The organism is Marinococcus halophilus, from assembly GCF_002265875.1.
GTDB lineage: Bacteria > Bacillota > Bacilli > Bacillales > Marinococcaceae > Marinococcus > Marinococcus halophilus.
The window spans coordinates 24,322-40,678 of sequence record NZ_NPFA01000008.1; the positions used below are offsets into that span (position 1 = coordinate 24,322).

Sequence of the window (16,357 nt, forward strand, 5' to 3'; positions counted from 1 at the left end):
GGAATTTTATAAGTCCTGAAACAAAACGGGCCTTCGCCCGTAAAAAGGAGAGGCGGTTAATGCTGTGAAAACACTTTGGTATAACGGAAATATTTATACGATGGAAAAAGAAGGAGAGCAGGTGGAGGCAGTCTTAACTTCAGATGGAATCATTGAAAAAGCAGGCAGCCTGTCAGAGATAGAAAAAGAGCTGCAACGTCCATCTAGCCGCCGGGTAAATTTAAATGGAAGCACAATGTATCCGGGATTTACCGACAGTCATTTACATATGATCGGGCTGGGGGAAACGATGATCCAGCTGGATTTGTCAGAGTGCACCTCTGCAGAAGAAATGGCTGCACTGATTAAGGAGAAAACAAAAGAAATTCCTGCCGGAGAGTGGGTCATCGGAGAAGGGTGGAACGAAAACAATTTTCCGGACCGGAAAATTTTCCACCGGGAGGAGCTTGATGATTTAGTGCCCGGCCATCCATTGCTTTTGACCCGGATATGCCGCCACGCAGCACTGGTTAATACACGCGCCCTGGATGCGGCTGGTATTGATAAAGACACCCCGGACCCTGAAGGAGGCATTATTGTTAAATCGAGGCAAGGAGAGCCTACAGGTTATCTGCTGGACCAGGCAGCCGATTTAGTGAAAAATGAAATACCAGAGGTTTCCGAAGAATACCTTCACGATGCACTCGGGAAGGCGGTTCGCTATATGCATCAGTGCGGACTGACCGGTGGCCATACTGAAGACCTTAATTACTATGGCGGGTTTAAGAGAACATTGAATACGTTTAGAAATATTTTGGCAGACACTTCTTTTCGGGCCCATCTTCTCGTGCATCACGAAGTATTTCCAGATTTTATACAGCAGGGTCATGCTTATGGACTCCTTGAAAACAACCTGGAGCTAGGTGCCATGAAAATATTTGCAGATGGAGCACTTGGCGGGCGCACAGCCCTTCTCAGCCGGCCTTACAATGATGCTCCTGAAACGGCCGGAGTGGCCATTCATTCGAGAGAAGAGCTAAAGCAGCTGGTTGCGGATGCCCGAAGGGAAAATATGCCGGTGGCTGTTCACGCTATTGGCGATTTGGCTTTGGAATATGTAATTGATGCTTTAGAAGCCTGGCCTGTGCCGGAAGGAGTAAGAGACCGGATCATTCACGTCCAGATCGCAAGAAAGGATTTGGTGGAAAGGTTAAAGGCTTTGCCGGTGGCGCTTGATCTGCAGCCCCGGTTTGTGCTTTCGGACTTCCCCTGGGTGGAGGAGCGTCTCGGTAAAGAAAGGCTTTATTATTCCTTTGCGTGGAAAACGCTTCTTGATCAGGGCATTGTCTGCGCAGGCAGTTCAGACGCGCCTATTGAATCGGTGGATCCGAGAACCGGGATTTATGCAGCAGTGGCCAGAAAAAACCCGGGGGAGAAGCATGATGGATATAGACCGGAAGAAAAATTGACTCCTTACGAAGCGGTGGATCTCTATACCGGCGGCAGCGCAAAAGCGATCAGCCGGGAGCATGATTTGGGGAGAATCGCCCCTGGTTACAAAGCAGACTTTACAATACTCCAAAACGATCTGTTTCAAATTGAACCAGAAGAGATATTAACAACTGAAGTGGAAGCAACCGTTGTAGGGGATGAAGTCGTCTTTTACCCGGAAAAAAGCAGTATTGAAATTATTAACGAGAGTGAGGAATAATGATGAATGCAAAAAGATGGTTTGCTTTACTGGCGGCAGCGGTGCTTCTTATCGTTTCCCTGGGTGCCCAGACAGCTTTTTCACTGTGGAATACAGTATCGAACCAGGCGCAAAATCAGCAGAATCAGGAAAACATAGTAAAAAGGGGTTCTTCGGATAACCGAATAGCCATGCTTGATGTAGAAGGTACGATTCAATCCTCAAGCGGCTCGGGAGCTTTTTCCGGCGAAGGATATAACCATGAAGAGTTTCTGAGCAACCTGGAAGAAGCCGGGTCAAGCGCAGACGTGGACGGCATTATTATTAATGTGAACAGCCCGGGCGGAGGAGTTGTTGAAAGTGACGAGATTCACGATGCCGTCGTTGAGGTGCAGGAAGAAGAAAATAAACCTGTGTATGTATCAATGGGAAATACGGCGGCTTCCGGTGGCTACTACCTGGCGGCGCCTGCAGACAAAATTGTCGCTCACTCGGCTACTATTACGGGATCGATAGGGGTAATTATGTCCTCCCTGAACTACTCTGAATTAGCTGAAAACCTGGGAATTGATAGTGTAAACATAACCAGCGGCGAATTTAAAGACATTGGCTCCCCTACAGAAGAAGTTACGGAAGAAGACCGTGAAATTATGCAGGGAATCGTTGACGATATGTACGAAGACTTTTTGCAGGTCGTGATCGATGGAAGAGGCTTTAGTGAAGAAAAAGCACGGAATTTAGCTGACGGCCGTATCTATACTGGTGAGCAGGCAGAAGAAAACGGACTGATCGACGAGCTTGGAACGACGGAGGACACCATTTCCATGATGGAAGAAGATCTTGAACTGGGGGATGCTACGGTGGAACGTTACACTTCAGACGGATTCAGCTGGCAGTCGCTGCTGCAAAATACTGTGCAGGGAATGTTCATTTCTGATGAAAAGCTGCTTGGGCTTCAGGAATTGCTTAAATCAGTCGGAAGCGCCAGCCCGCGGCCAATGTATTTGTATGAAGGATAGGAGGGATAACGATGACCACGACTACAAACGGCCGCTATCCGGAAGATGAGCAGGGAACGGAACAAAAGGACCCGGCAGAAAGCAACCGTGGCGGTAATTCCTTATATGGGAAGCCGGCCAAACAAAATTCCCGCGAAAGTGATGGCACGAACGAAGATCTGTTCGCGGGATTTTGGATGCGCTTTTGGGCATACCTTACCGATTTGATAATTCTTTTTTCGTTAAACGGCCTTCTTCTTTCTCCTTTTTACTTTACTGGAGAAGGAGAAATCTGGGGATTTATCACTTTATACGCTGTGTGTAATGCGATAATTACCTACGGCTATTTTGTGTTAATGACAAAATTTTATGGCCAGACACTCGGCAAAATGATTTTCGGGCTGAGAGTTGTCCGGGTGAACCGGGAAAAATTAAAATGGTCTGACATTATTTTCAGGGAAGTTGTTCTGCGCTTTGCTTACCGAAGCCTCGTTATTACAAATCTGGCGTATATTGTGGTAGCCTTCACACCACAAAAGGCAGGCATCCATGATATGATTGCGGACACGAGGGTCATTCATTCAAGAAAATAAGGCCCGAGGATAATAGTGAAGGAGGAGTAAGATGACAGCAGTAACATTTAAAGAAAAACCTGTAACACTTGTAGGAGGCAGAGTAGAAGTCGGAGACAGCGCTCCCGATTTCACTGTACTTGCTAATGACATGACTCCGGTATCGCTAAGTGATGCTTCTGGTAAAGTAAGGTTGATCAGCGTAGTGCCTTCCATTGATACCGGTGTCTGCTCGCAACAAACACGGAAATTCAACGAAGAAGCTGCTTCGCTTGAAAATGTAGAAGTATGGACTATCAGCTGTGACCTTCCTTTTGCCCAGCGGCGCTGGTGTGCTGCAGAAGGTATTGAAAATGTGCGGGTCCTCTCCGACCACAAAGATCTGGATTTTGGAAAACAGTTCGGCCTGGTAATGGACGAGATGAGACTGCTGGCGCGTTCTGTAATTGTAGTAGATAGTGAAGGAAAGGTTTCTTATAAGGAGATCGTTTCAGAAGGAACGAACCACCCTGATTATGAAGCAGCAATTAACGCGGCTAATAATACAGACTAAGGAAGAAAATGGCGCCTGCAAAGGCGTCATTTATTTTGTGCAGATACCAGGGAAGTGATTGTGCTTTTTTCTGTTTTCATTACTTCTCTTTACAGAACACATCTGCTATACTGGCGTATTGTAAAGCGAGAGCGGAGAAGCACTACGCTGCAGAAGGAGGGCTTGTCATGACCGAAACGACACCGGTGGAGCAATTATTTGAATTGCTGGATGACCTTACGAAAACGATACAGCAGGAGCTGAGCATAACGTATTTAGAAGCGATAGCCGAAGCCGGGGAAGATATCTTTCAGGGCACAGTGGTTCAGCGTATATCTGCCGAGGAAAAAGAACGCCTCGAGCAAAGCCTGGAAGAGAAAATGCCTGAAGCAATGGAACAGGAAGATATCCGCAAAGCATTTCAGCTTGCCTTGATTAAAGGAATGAAGCAATCCGTGCAGCAGCACCATGCTATTACCCCGGATGCCGTGGCTATTTTCATGGGATATTTAGTCGACAAACTAATGAATGGCCGTAAAGAGTTTGTAATCGCAGACCCAGCCGTAGGCACAGGGAATCTTCTCTCAGCTGTATTAAATCAACTGACGGAAAAAAATATTGAAGCATACGGTTCGGAAGTTGACGAAACGTTAATCAAGATTGCCTATACGCTGGCGAACCTCCAGGAACATGCTGTTCAGCTGTTTCACCAGGACAGTATTGAACAATTTGGCGCTTCCGCTCCGGATGTAGTGATGAGTGACCTTCCAGTCGGTTACTACCCGAAAAACCAAATTGCCGAATTGTACCAGATGGGCAGTACGGACGGAAAATCCTACGTGCACCACCTGCTTGTGGAGGGGATGATGAACCGGCTGAAGCCAGGAGGTTTTATGGTACTTCTCATCCCCAACAATTTGTTTGAAGATGAAAAAGCAGCGGAGCTTCAGGCGTATGTGAAAAGACATGCGCATACACTCGGGCTTCTTCAGCTCCCCGAAACAATGTTTCAGGCTAAAGAAGCCTCCAAAAGCATATGGATGCTTCAAAAGAAAAGTCCTGAGGTAAAGCAGCCAGGTCAGGCGCTATTGGCAGAACTGCCGTCGTTCAGCCGCCAGGAAGCTCTTCAGGATATGATGAAGCGAATTAATGACTGGTTTGTACAAGAGGGGTTTATCAATAAATAAAGAGAGTAATGTTTAGGAGTGGAGAAAGAATGTCTACCATTATTGCTATTAATGCGGGGAGCTCCTCGCTGAAATTTCAGCTTTTGCAAATGCCTGAAGAAACAATTATCACTAAAGGGGTCGTCGAACGGATTGGCCTGGAGACGCCTTTTATTACGGTAGAAGTAGAGGGAGAAAAGAAAACCGAATACCCATCACTGCAAAATCACGAAGAGGCTGTGAAAGCTTTACTGAACTCATTAACAAAATATGATGTAATTACCGACGTGAATGATATTGAAGGGGTAGGCCACCGGGTAGTTCACGGAGGAGAAACCTTTTCAGATTCTGTCCTTATTACAGATCAGGTGCTGAATGAACTCGAAAATGTAAGCGAACTGGCACCGCTTCATAATCCGGCCAACATTGTCGGTATTAAAGCGTTCCGTGATATTCTTCCGGACGTTCCCTCTGTAGCGGTGTTTGATACAGCGTTTCACCAATCGATTCCGAAAGAAAAGTACCTGTATGGCGTTCCTTATGAATACTATGAAAAATACGGCGTGCGTAAATACGGTTTTCACGGAACTTCTCATAAGTATGTCAGCCAGAGAATGGCAGAGTTAATGGACCGTCCGCAAAATGACCTAAAAATTATATCGTGCCATATCGGAAACGGTGCCAGTATAACAGCCGTGGATCACGGTATTTCGGTCGATACCTCAATGGGCTTTACACCGCTTGCCGGCGTGATGATGGGAACTCGTTCGGGCAACATTGATCCCGCCCTGATTCCTTATTTAATGGAAAAAACCGGCCAGACAGCTGCAGAAGTTATTGATACACTGAATAAGAAAAGCGGGCTGCTCGGCGTAAGCGGCGCATCCAGTGATTTGCGGGATGTCGTTCAGCAGGCGGAGGAGGGCAGTGAAAGAGCCCAAACCGCTCTGGATGTTTATCTGACACGGATGCATAAATATATTGGTACTTATGCAGCCAGTATGGATGGTGTTGATGCAGTTATATTCACTGCTGGTGTAGGGGAAAACAGCGCACTGGTTCGTGAAAAAGTCATGGAAGGCCTTGAATTCATGGGCATCCAAATTAATAAAGAGAAAAATGGACAGGCTTCGGGTGAAACGTTCATCCAGTCGGACTCTTCACGCGTGGCTGTGGCAGTAGTTCCTACTGATGAAGAAGTTATGATCGCCCGCGATACCGTCCGGCTCGGTCAAATCCAATAAGTAAGAGGCAACTCCTGTTTCGATGAAGCAGGAGTTTTTTGCAAAATATATGATATTTCTGCATATATTCTCTGTATAATGGGAAATAAGGAGTAACAGTACTTTGAAAGGAGACAGACATATGCAAACAGCCGAAATGCGCTGCAAACTTCCTGTCTCAGCATTAGCGGAGCGCTGCGACCCGCGCATGTTTTCCTTTCATACGACGAAAGAATTAACAGACAGGACTCAGGGAATGATTGGACAAGAGCGTGCAGTGAAAGCTATGGAGATGGGTTTGGATATTCAGGAAGAAAACTATCACATGTTTTTAACCGGGGCGAGCGGCCTTGGAAAAACGACATACGCCCGCAGAAAAGCAAAAGAAGCAGCGGAAAAAAGACCGGCGCCGGCTGACTGGATTTATACATATTCTTTTGAAGACCCCCGGAGGCCGAAGGTAATAAGCCTGCCCGCCGGCATGGCTGTGCCGTTTGCTAAAGATATTAAAGAGCTAATTGAGGATCTGCAGGAAGAGATCGCGACGACGCTGCGCAGTAAATCATTTGAACGGAAAAAAGTAGCTATGGCGGAAAAGCACGAAAAAGCAATTAATGAACACTGGGAGAAGCTTGAAGAGGAAGCCTCTGTGAAAGGATTTGCTCTCGAAAAAACAGAAGAAGACATCGTTGCAGTTCCGCTTAAAGAAGACGGGGAGCCTCATAGTGATGAAAGCTATAACGAGCTTTCAAAAAGCCGGCAGGACTATATAATGGAAGAGTCACAGACGATTACCAGACAGGTAAATGACTTTTTGAGGCAAAAGCAGGTGGCAAAGCGTGTTTTAAGACGCCAGCTCAGGGAAGCAGACGAGCAGATGGTGCAAACATCCATTCAAGGTTTTATTGCGACTTTAAAGGACGAATATATCAATGAAAGCTTACATAATTTTTTGTCGGACATGGAAAAAGACATTATTCAGCACTGGCAGGAATTCCTACCTGTAAAAGAAACGCAGGAAGGCCGGCCGCCTGTATCGACTTTTTCGTTCCGTCGTTATGAAATTAATATTTTAGTGGATAATAGTGATACTTCCGCAGCGCCTGTCGTTTATGAGTCTCACCCGACATATGTCAATTTGTTCGGGAAAGTGGAAATTGGCCGCAACGGGGGGAGTCCTACGGATTTTTCCCATATTAGAGGCGGCGCTCTTCATAGGGCAAACGGCGGTTTTTTAATACTGCATGCTGCCGAATTGATGTCCCATCCGTTTGCATGGAAAGCATTGAAAAGAGCTATGCGGATGGGCTATATCCGGCTTGAGACCCCCTATGAGGATTCCGATATATTTGCAAGCACTTATTTGGAACCGGAGCCAGTGCCTTTTCAGGCAAAGGTTCTCCTGGTCGGGACCAATGCGTTATACCAAAAATTGCAAAAAGAAGATGAAACATTCCGCAAGCTTTTTAAAGTAAAAGTGGATTTTACTACTATGATGGAGCGGACGAAAGAAAACATATGGCAGTACGCCACTTTTTTGGCCTGTTTTTGTGAAAATAAACGGCTGCGCCCCCTGGCATCAGAAGCAGTAGCAAGACTCATTGATTACAGCACCAGGGAAGCAGGACACCAGCGCAAGCTCTCCATTAAATTTCACGAAGTAACATCTCTATTAATTGAAGCGGATTATTGGGCAGCGCAGGAACAATCGGCTATTATTGAACAGGCCCATGTGCACGCTGCTTTAAAAGAAACAAACTATCGGTCGGCTCAGCCTGAAGCGGCTATTCACGAGTCGATCGAGGACGGAACAATCAATATCGCGACGAGCGGAGAAAAAGTTGGCCAGATCAACGCGTTGGTTGTTGCTCATACAGGAGACTATTCATTTGGTTACCCGACTCGCGTTACGGCGCGAACGTATGCCGGGAGTGGAGGCATCGTTAATATCGACAGGGAATCCCAGCTCACAGGTGCTTTTCATACGAAAGGCCTCCATACGCTGACGAGCTATCTGCAGGCAGAGTTTGCAAGCGACCGGCCGCTGCCGCTTGCAGCAAGCATTACTTTCGAACAATCCTATCATTTGGTAGACGGTGACAGTGCTTCAAGCACGGAACTGTATGCTCTCCTGTCTTCTCTGGCTGAAGTGCCTCTCCGCCAGGATATTGCCGTAACTGGAGCTGTTAATCAGTTCGGTGATGTGCAGGCGATTGGAGAAGTGAACGAAAAAATTGAAGGATTTTATTATGTATGCAAAAAGCAGGGACTCACAAAAACTCAGGGTGTAATTATACCGACGCAGAACGCTAAGCACTTAATGCTTCGAAATGAAATTAGGCGGGCAGTGGAGGCCGGTGATTTCCATATCTGGGCGGTGAACACGGTGAAAGAAGGCATGGAAATACTTATGAGTGAACATGCCGGTGAGGTAGGAGAAAATGGATTTTACGCTTCTAACACTGTTTACGGTAATGTGCAGCAGCGTTTAATGGAAATGGCAGAAAAGCACCAGGAATAAATGCAGCAGAGAGGCCTGCTTAGGCGTCTCTGCTTATTTGTGTGTTTATCCGGCTGGTTAACAGAAGTATACAAAGTCGTTTCTGATTCATGCATGCACATACATCAGGTTGCATGTTATAGGGCGGATAACGCATAAAATATCAAAAAAATAAATTTTTATACTAAAAAATTGTATTTTCCGGTTGCAAATTCTTTGTGGGCTTGTTAAAGTAATGAAAGAAGTTGAATACAGTAATCATAAAACAAAGACGACAGTCTTTTAATTTTTTCAAAATGATGTATAAAAATAATTTATCAAGCATTAATATTCAATTATAATCTGGAGGGGAATAAGAATGGCAGACAAAAAAGTAGTTCTCGCCTATTCAGGCGGTTTGGACACATCAGTAGCAATTAAGTGGTTGAGCAGTCAGGGTTACGAAGTAGTAGCGGTAGGCCTGGACGTAGGAGAGGGGAAGGATCTGGAATTTGTAAAAAATAAAGCCTTGGAAGTAGGGGCTGTACAGTCATACACAGTAGATGCGAAAAAAGAATTTGCCGAAGATTTCGTCCTTCCGGCCCTGCAGGCACATACGCTGTATGAACAAAAATATCCGCTCGTATCTGCATTATCAAGGCCGTTAATTTCAAAGAAACTGGTTGAGATTGCCGAGCAGACAAATGCTGATGCCGTAGCGCATGGCTGCACTGGTAAAGGAAACGACCAGGTAAGATTTGAAGTCAGTATTCAGGCTCTTAATCCTGACCTCGAGGTACTCGCACCTGTTCGGGAGTGGGGATGGTCGAGAGATGAAGAAATCGCTTATGCAAAAGAAAATGACGTGCCTGTACCTGTAAACCTCGATAATCCATATTCTGTCGATCAAAATCTCTGGGGCAGAAGCAACGAGTGCGGTGTTCTAGAAGACCCGTGGGCTACACCGCCGGAAGGCGCGTATGATTTAACGAATCCACTCGAAAAAACACCGGACGAAGCAGACATCGTCGAAATTGAATTCAAGCAGGGCAAGCCAGTGGCGCTTAACGGCCAGGCTTATGAACTGCAAGATTTGATTCTGGAATTAAATGACGTTGCTGGCAAGCACGGCGTGGGCAGAATTGATCACGTGGAAAACAGAATGGTAGGAATTAAATCAAGAGAAATTTATGAGTGCCCAGCAGCTATGACGCTGATTCAGGCGCACAAAGAGCTTGAAGACCTCACGCTCCCCAAAGAAGTGGCTCACTTTAAACCGGTTATTGAAAAAAAATTAAGTGAAGTAATTTATGAAGGACTGTGGTTCTCCCAGGTACGGCCAGCGCTTGAAGCGTTTTTAAAAGAAACGCAAACTAACGTGACAGGCATTGTACGGGTGAAATTATTTAAAGGCCATGCTATCATTGAAGGAAGAAAATCAGACTACTCCTTGTACAATGAAAACCTGGCTACCTACTCCACGCACGACGAATTTGATCATAATGCAGCTGTCGGATTTATTCAGCTGTGGGGTCTGCCGACCAAAGTACAAAGTGCAGTTAACAAGAAAGGTGTTAATGTATGACCAAACTATGGGGCGGGCGCTTTACAAAACAAGCGGAAGAATGGGTGGATGCCTTTGGGGCATCCATTCCTTTTGACCAAAAACTGGTGGAAGAAGATCTCCAGGGAAGTATTGCGCACGTACATATGCTGAAGAATCAGGAAATCATCACCGAAGAAGAAGCAGCCGAAATCCATCGCGGACTGGAAGCGGTGCTTGCCAAAGCAAAAAATGGAGAATTGGAATACTCGATCCAAAATGAAGACATTCATTTGAATATCGAGAAGTTTTTAATTGATGAAATTGGCCCGGTCGGCGGCAAGCTCCATACAGGCCGGAGCCGTAACGATCAGGTGGCTACAGATGTTCATCTGTACGTAAGAAATCACACGCACACTGTTATGCAGTCTATCCGGGCCCTGCAGCAGGCGCTGCTTTTGCAGGCAGAGGAGCATGTCGAAACCATTATCCCTGGATATACCCATTTGCAGCGGGCACAGCCTATCTCTTTCGGCCATCACATGATGGCTTATTTCTGGATGCTTGAGCGGGACTACGGGCGCTTTGAGGACAGCTTAAAACGCACGAACATTTCTCCTCTCGGAGCAGGGGCCCTCGCCGGCACAACGTTTCCTATCGACCGCCGCCAGACGGCAGAGGAGCTCGGCTTTGATGATATTTATCAAAACAGCCTGGACGCTGTAAGCGACAGGGACTTTGCCCTGGAATTTATGAGCGCGGCGTCCACTGTTATGATGCATTTGTCCAGATTGGCTGAAGAAATGATCTTCTGGTCAAGCCAAGAATTTCAATTTATTGAACTCGATGACTCTTTTGCGACAGGCAGCAGCATCATGCCGCAAAAGAAAAATCCGGATATGGCAGAGCTTATTCGTGGAAAAACCGGACGGGTGTATGGAAACCTTATGGGACTGTATACGCTTTTGAAGGGGCTGCCGCTTGCGTATAATAAAGATATGCAGGAGGATAAAGAGGGACTGTTTGACACCGTGCGCACCCTTGAAGGCTCTCTGGATATTTTTGCGGGAATGGTGGAAACGATGGAAGTTCGTACAGAAAAAATGGCGGAAACCACGAGCAAAGACTTCTCTAATGCGACAGAACTCGCGGATTACCTCGCCGTTAAAGGAGTCCCGTTCCGGGAAGCTCATGAGATTGTCGGCAAATTGGTGCTTGATTGCATTCAAAGCAATAAGTATCTTGCAGATCTTTCCATGAATGAATTTAAAGAAGCAAATGAAGCCTTTGAAGAAGATATCTATGAGGTCTTAAAGCCTGAGACGGTGGTAAGCCGCAGAAATAGTGAAGGCGGTACCGGCTTTGATCAGGTCCGGTCTGCCATCGAGCAGGGGAAAAAGGTAATAAAACAAAAGTTATAAATACAGATGCTGTCCCGTCCGGAGTAAATCTTTGGGCGGGGTCTTTTTAATGTGGAAAAGAATGCCGCCTGGGCGGAGATAAAAAATCCCGCGTCCGTATGGACACGGGGCCTTAGCTGGCAGTTATTTACGTACAATTAAGACGTCACATTTCGCATGGCGGGCAATGGCTTCCGAAACGCTGCCAATAAAGACGCGTTCAACAGCATTCAGACCGGTAGCCCCAGTGATAATTAAATCTGCTTCATAGTTTTTGGCCAGCTCACGCGGGATCTTTGTTTTTGGAGAACCGAACTCCAATGAGGAGACGACGTCAGGAACCCCTGCATTTTCTGCTTCTGCTGTATAGTTCTCAAGCAGTTCGTTGCCATATTCTTCTGCTCGTGCAATAATAGTACGGTCATACCGTTCCATTGTGGCAAATGTTCTCGTATCAATAACATGAGAGATGATTAGTTTTGCCTGCTGCTCCTGCGCAATCTCAACAGATTTTTTAAAAGCTGTTCTGGATTCGTCTGAGCCATCGACGGCAACAATAATAACTTCGTATCTACTCAATGCCATCCTCCCCTTTTGTCGTAGGATTTCTATTTCCTGTAGATAATTTTCCCTATTTTTTTAATTTAAAACGATAGTGTGTAGGTAAAAGGATGTGCCGGGAAAACAGAACAGAAAATGTTCAAATAATTTTCATTATTACATAACTAATGGATGACATAAAGGCGGGTGAATAACGATGAGGCACGCGTTAATTACAGCAGGCACGAAAGGCCTCGGCCGAAAAGTTTCTGAAGCTTTAAAAGAAAAAGGTTATACGTTGACCGTTACTTACCGGAAAAAAGACGAGGCTTACTATAAAATGAAAGAGCAGTGGGAAATGGAAAGCAGCCGCATCCAGTTCGTCCAGGGGGACATGGCCTCAAAGCAGGACGTAGAGCGGATGGTGGAAGAAGCTTATTCAGCCTTTGGCCGACTTGATATCGTCGTAAATAATGCTGGCCCTTACATATTTGAAAAAAAGCAGCTGGCAGATTATTCCGATGAAGAATGGCACCGGATGGTTGATGGCAACCTGAGTGCTGCCTTCCATTTGGCAAAAAAAGCGATACCGATTATGCGCCGGCAGCAGTTCGGCCGTTTTATTACTTATGGTTTTCAGAGTGCTCCTACAGCGCCGGGATGGCTTTATCGTTCAGCATATGCAGCGGCGAAAAGCGGCCTGGTGTCTTTGACAAAATCAATTTCTCTAGAAGAAGCATCCTACGGTATTACCGCAAACATGGTTTGTCCGGGCATAGTGACAGAAGAGTTTAAGGAAGCGGATATACATGCAGGCAGACAGGTGAGTGACCATTCTGTTCCTGTTGGAAGGCCAGCAACGGGCGGCGACATTGCAAGAACTATTTTATTTTTAACGGATGACGATGCGGATATGATTACAGGCTCTGTAATTGAAGTGACCGGCGGGATAGATGTGCTTCATAAACGCAGGTAAGTGGAAGGCAGTTTAAGTTAGGCTGGTAAAAGGTATAGTTCCCCGGAAACAGTTTTTGATTGCGGAGGAGGATATACATGAAAGTATCTTATCATGGTCATTCAGTAGTAAAGATTGAGACAAACGGCAAAACAATCTTAATTGACCCATTTATTACAGATAACCCATTAACTGATTTAAATGCGGACGATGTGAAAGCAGATGCCATTTTGCTGACTCATGGTCATTTTGACCATGTCGGAGACACAGTGGATATCGCCAAGCGAAATAATGCGCTTGTAGTGGCACCGTTTGAACTGGCTCAGTATCTTGGCTGGCAGGGCGTAGAAACGCACCCAATGCATATTGGCGGCGGCTATACGTTTGATTTCGGCCACGTACAGTTAACTCAGGCATTTCACGGTTCCGGTTACTTCCTTGAAGAGGAACAAAAGATTATTTATACGGGTATGCCAAGTGGCATTATTTTCGAAGCGGAAGGAAAGAAAGTGTATCATATGGGCGATACCGGCTTGTTTTCTGACATTAAGCTTATCGCGGAAAGAAACAATATTGATCTTTTATTCGTCCCTATTGGTGATAACTTTACAATGGGTCCTAAGGATGCCAAAACGGCAGCGGAATGGGTGAATGCGGATTATACGGTTCCAATCCACTACAATACCATGCCGCCTATCAAACAGGATCCGCAGCAGTTTGTAGATTCCCTTTCTCCACTGAAAGGAAAAGCACTGGAAGCCGGCGGCTCGATTGAATTATAGAATTTAAAAAACCGTTCAGTCATTAAAACAGACTGAACGGTTTTTTTTAATACAATTGCCGGCAGGCAGTTGAAGGGAGGGTTTCTGAACCGTATAATGTAATAGTACAGATAATGAAACAGAAGTAATACAGTTAGAAATTTACGCGGACAGAGCGCTACCGGTAAGTGCGTAAATAAAAAGGAAGGTACTGTGCCTATGGCAACCAAACATGAACAAATATTAAATTACATACTGGCCCTGGACGTAGGAGAAAAAATTTCCGTCCGTGGAATTGCAAAGAACCTGGAAGTAAGTGAAGGTACAGCGTACCGTGCAATTAAGGAAGCAGAAAACCAGGGAATTGTCAGTACGATTGAACGAGTCGGCACGATACGTATCGAAAAAAAGCAAAAAGAAAACTTCGAACGTCTAACCTATGCTGAAGTAGTTAACATTATTGACGGCCAGGTGCTTGGGGGCAGAAATGGGCTTCATAAAACCCTGAATCGCTTTGTGATTGGTGCCATGAAGCTTGAAGCGATGATGCGGTACGTGGAGCCCGGGAACCTCCTCATTGTCGGTAACCGGTACCAGGTGCATAAACTTGCCCTTGAAGCAGGAGCAGCTGTTTTAATTACCGGCGGATTTGATACGAATGAACATGTCATTTCTCTGGCGGATGAACTGGGCCTGCCGGTAATTACAACGACGTATGACACGTTTACGGTAGCTACCATGATTAACCGGGCGATCTATGACCAACTCATTAAAAAAGAAATTGTGGTAGTAAATGATATTTTAATTCCGCTACAGGATACGTATTTTATGACGGTGGATAATACAGTGGAAAAATGGCATGAAATGAACCAAAAAACCGGCCACAGTAGATATCCGGTGATCAGCGAAGACATGAAAGTTCAGGGAATGGTAGCTGCGAAGGACGTATTAGGCGCTTCGGTTCAGACTCCTATCGAAAAAGTGATGACAAAATCTCCAATTACGGTCAGTGAACGGACGTCTGTGGCTTCGGTAGCCCATACGATGGTATGGGAAGGTATCGAACTGCTTCCGGTAATGGACGATGCGAAAAAGCTGCTTGGAGTTATCAGCCGGCAGGACGTATTAAAAGCACTGCAGATGGTTCAGCGCCAGCCACACGTCGGGGAAACCATTGAAGATACGGTAACAAGCCGTTTCCGGGAAGCCCCTCCTGGATCGGGATTTATGTTTGAGTGCGATATTACGCCGCAGATGACCAATGCGCTCGGTACGGTGGCAAACGGGGTTATCATGTCTCTTGTTACGGAGACAGGCCAACGTCTGCTTAGAGACTACAAAAAAGGCGATATGGTGGTAGAGAATGTAACACTTTACTTTATCCGGCCGGTACAGATTGAAAGCAAAATTGAGTTGAACGGGAAAATACTTGAAGTGGGAAGAAAACACGGGAAAGTGGATGTGGAATTGTACTATGAAGGCGCGATCGTCGGCAAGGCGATGATGATGGTACAGCTACTCGACCGCTGATCGATGGGGGATAGACAATGCAAATATTTCAGGCAATCATACAGACGATAGAGCAGTACGATAAAATTATGATTTACCGGCACGAGCGTCCCGATCCGGATGCTCTCGGCTCCCAGGCGGGCCTGGCTGCGTGGATTAAAAAGCAGTTCCCTGACAAGCAGGTGGGCACTACCGGAGAAAATGAGCCTTCGCTTTCTTTTTTAACGACTATGGATGAACAATTGACTGAAGTGGATGCCGAAACGCTGGTGATTGTTTGCGATACTGCCAATATGGCAAGGATCGACGGCAAAGGCTGGGACCAGGGAGCAGCGGTTATTAAAATCGATCATCACCCGAACGAAGATCCGTACGGGGAACCGATGTGGGTGGATACAAAAAAAAGCTCCACGTGCGAAATGATTACAGAATTGATTCTGTTTGCCCAAAAATCCTACGGATGGACAGTTCCGAATGAAACAGCCCGGCTGTGCTACGCCGGCCTTATTGGAGATACCGGTCGTTTTCAGTTTAGCAATACTACGCCAAACACGATGCGCATGGCAGCTGAACTTCTTGCGTTCGATTTTGAACCGGGAGCAATTTATGCTGAAATGTATAAGAACCCTGAGAGCCTGGTGCGTCTACGCGGAGAGGTACTTCAAAGCTTTACCCTGACAGAGGATGGGGCGGCTTACATGTACCTAACCCAGGAAATGCTTCGTAAATACGGCATAACCATCAATGAATCCTCAGCAGTGATCAATTCGTTTGCAGACACAGAAGGGGTTGTTGCATGGGTGTTCTTTGTAGAAGAAGAACAGGGGTCGTACCGGGTGCGTTTTCGTTCGCGCGGACCGGTGATTAATCAGCTTGCTGTTAAATACCGCGGGGGCGGCCACACTATGGCAGCAGGAGCCAAAGCAGAAAACAGGCAGGAAACAGAAAACATTATACAGGCGCTCGAGGACATCTGCCGGAACTGGAAGCATAGATAAAACGCCCATCAC

Annotated in this window: 14 protein-coding genes; 13 read left to right on the top strand and 1 reads right to left on the bottom strand. The window is 46.1% G+C overall.

Translation table 11 applies throughout. The annotated features are described in order from the left end of the window. Positions 1-64: 64 nt before the first annotated feature. From CHL76_RS09550 to argH, 9 genes are all read left to right on the top strand, one after another. Entirely contained in the window at positions 65-1,690 is a 1,626-nt protein-coding gene (locus tag CHL76_RS09550; RefSeq protein WP_094908438.1) for an amidohydrolase, read from the top strand. Next, positions 1,690-2,688 (top strand): signal peptide peptidase SppA, encoded by a 999-nt coding sequence (gene sppA, locus CHL76_RS09555; protein ID WP_233133327.1) that lies wholly within the window; start codon positions 1,690-1,692, stop codon positions 2,686-2,688. Before CHL76_RS09550 ends, sppA begins: the two co-directional genes overlap by 1 nt. Before the next feature lie 11 nt (positions 2,689-2,699). Then, a complete protein-coding gene (locus CHL76_RS09560; protein ID WP_094908439.1) occupies positions 2,700-3,260 on the top strand; it encodes an RDD family protein in 561 nt (186 codons plus the stop codon). A gap of 31 nt (positions 3,261-3,291) precedes the next feature. Further along, complete coding sequence (tpx, locus tag CHL76_RS09565; RefSeq protein ID WP_079475752.1) at positions 3,292-3,792, top strand: thiol peroxidase; 501 nt, start codon at positions 3,292-3,294, stop codon at positions 3,790-3,792. A gap of 167 nt (positions 3,793-3,959) precedes the next feature. Further along, positions 3,960-4,958, top strand: a complete 999-nt coding sequence (locus CHL76_RS09570) for a class I SAM-dependent methyltransferase (RefSeq protein WP_079475753.1) — start codon at positions 3,960-3,962, stop codon at positions 4,956-4,958. A gap of 29 nt (positions 4,959-4,987) precedes the next feature. Beyond that, positions 4,988-6,181: an acetate/propionate family kinase gene (locus tag CHL76_RS09575; RefSeq protein WP_079475754.1), complete on the top strand. Its 1,194-nt coding sequence runs from the start codon at positions 4,988-4,990 to the stop codon at positions 6,179-6,181. A 121-nt stretch (positions 6,182-6,302) separates the two neighbouring features. Then, positions 6,303-8,681 carry a Lon protease family protein gene (locus CHL76_RS09580; protein WP_094908440.1) on the top strand — a complete coding sequence of 793 codons (2,379 nt, stop codon included), beginning with the start codon at positions 6,303-6,305 and terminating at the stop codon, positions 8,679-8,681. A gap of 337 nt (positions 8,682-9,018) precedes the next feature. Then, positions 9,019-10,224, top strand: a complete 1,206-nt coding sequence (locus CHL76_RS09585) for an argininosuccinate synthase (protein WP_079475756.1) — start codon at positions 9,019-9,021, stop codon at positions 10,222-10,224. Beyond that, positions 10,221-11,603, top strand: a complete 1,383-nt coding sequence (argH, locus tag CHL76_RS09590) for an argininosuccinate lyase (protein WP_094908441.1) — start codon at positions 10,221-10,223, stop codon at positions 11,601-11,603. The genes CHL76_RS09585 and argH overlap by 4 nt, the downstream gene beginning before the upstream one ends. Positions 11,604-11,726: 123 nt before the next feature. On the opposite strand, the gene CHL76_RS09595 is transcribed toward argH, so the two are convergent. Further along, positions 11,727-12,167 (bottom strand): universal stress protein, encoded by a 441-nt coding sequence (locus CHL76_RS09595; RefSeq protein WP_079475758.1) that lies wholly within the window; start codon positions 12,165-12,167, stop codon positions 11,727-11,729. Between the two features lie 172 nt (positions 12,168-12,339). Here CHL76_RS09595 and CHL76_RS09600 point away from each other — a divergent pair, with 172 nt between their 5' ends. The 4 genes from CHL76_RS09600 to CHL76_RS09615 all read left to right on the top strand — a co-directional run bounded on the left by CHL76_RS09600 (position 12,340) and on the right by CHL76_RS09615 (position 16,345). After that, positions 12,340-13,098: an SDR family oxidoreductase gene (locus tag CHL76_RS09600; RefSeq protein WP_079475759.1), complete on the top strand. Its 759-nt coding sequence runs from the start codon at positions 12,340-12,342 to the stop codon at positions 13,096-13,098. Positions 13,099-13,175: 77 nt separating this feature from the next. Continuing rightward, entirely contained in the window at positions 13,176-13,859 is a 684-nt protein-coding gene (locus CHL76_RS09605; protein ID WP_079475760.1) for a metal-dependent hydrolase, read from the top strand. Positions 13,860-14,057: 198 nt separating this feature from the next. After that, complete coding sequence (locus tag CHL76_RS09610) at positions 14,058-15,368, top strand: CBS domain-containing protein (protein ID WP_079475761.1); 1,311 nt, start codon at positions 14,058-14,060, stop codon at positions 15,366-15,368. 17 nt (positions 15,369-15,385) lie between these two features. After that, positions 15,386-16,345, top strand: coding sequence for a DHH family phosphoesterase (locus CHL76_RS09615; protein WP_094908442.1), 960 nt, complete (start codon positions 15,386-15,388; stop codon positions 16,343-16,345). Positions 16,346-16,357: the final 12 nt, after the last annotated feature.

Coding starts and splice junctions, on each gene's coding strand:
- sppA (WP_233133327.1), top strand. CDS start 1,690: ATGATGAATGCAAAAAGATGGTTTGCTTTACTGGCGGCAGCGGTGCTT.
- CHL76_RS09560 (WP_094908439.1), top strand. CDS start 2,700: ATGACCACGACTACAAACGGCCGCTATCCGGAAGATGAGCAGGGAACG.
- tpx (WP_079475752.1), top strand. CDS start 3,292: ATGACAGCAGTAACATTTAAAGAAAAACCTGTAACACTTGTAGGAGGC.
- CHL76_RS09570 (WP_079475753.1), top strand. CDS start 3,960: ATGACCGAAACGACACCGGTGGAGCAATTATTTGAATTGCTGGATGAC.
- CHL76_RS09575 (WP_079475754.1), top strand. CDS start 4,988: ATGTCTACCATTATTGCTATTAATGCGGGGAGCTCCTCGCTGAAATTT.
- CHL76_RS09580 (WP_094908440.1), top strand. CDS start 6,303: ATGCAAACAGCCGAAATGCGCTGCAAACTTCCTGTCTCAGCATTAGCG.
- CHL76_RS09585 (WP_079475756.1), top strand. CDS start 9,019: ATGGCAGACAAAAAAGTAGTTCTCGCCTATTCAGGCGGTTTGGACACA.
- argH (WP_094908441.1), top strand. CDS start 10,221: ATGACCAAACTATGGGGCGGGCGCTTTACAAAACAAGCGGAAGAATGG.
- CHL76_RS09595 (WP_079475758.1), bottom strand. CDS start 12,167: ATGGCATTGAGTAGATACGAAGTTATTATTGTTGCCGTCGATGGCTCA.
- CHL76_RS09600 (WP_079475759.1), top strand. CDS start 12,340: ATGAGGCACGCGTTAATTACAGCAGGCACGAAAGGCCTCGGCCGAAAA.
- CHL76_RS09605 (WP_079475760.1), top strand. CDS start 13,176: ATGAAAGTATCTTATCATGGTCATTCAGTAGTAAAGATTGAGACAAAC.
- CHL76_RS09610 (WP_079475761.1), top strand. CDS start 14,058: ATGGCAACCAAACATGAACAAATATTAAATTACATACTGGCCCTGGAC.
- CHL76_RS09615 (WP_094908442.1), top strand. CDS start 15,386: ATGCAAATATTTCAGGCAATCATACAGACGATAGAGCAGTACGATAAA.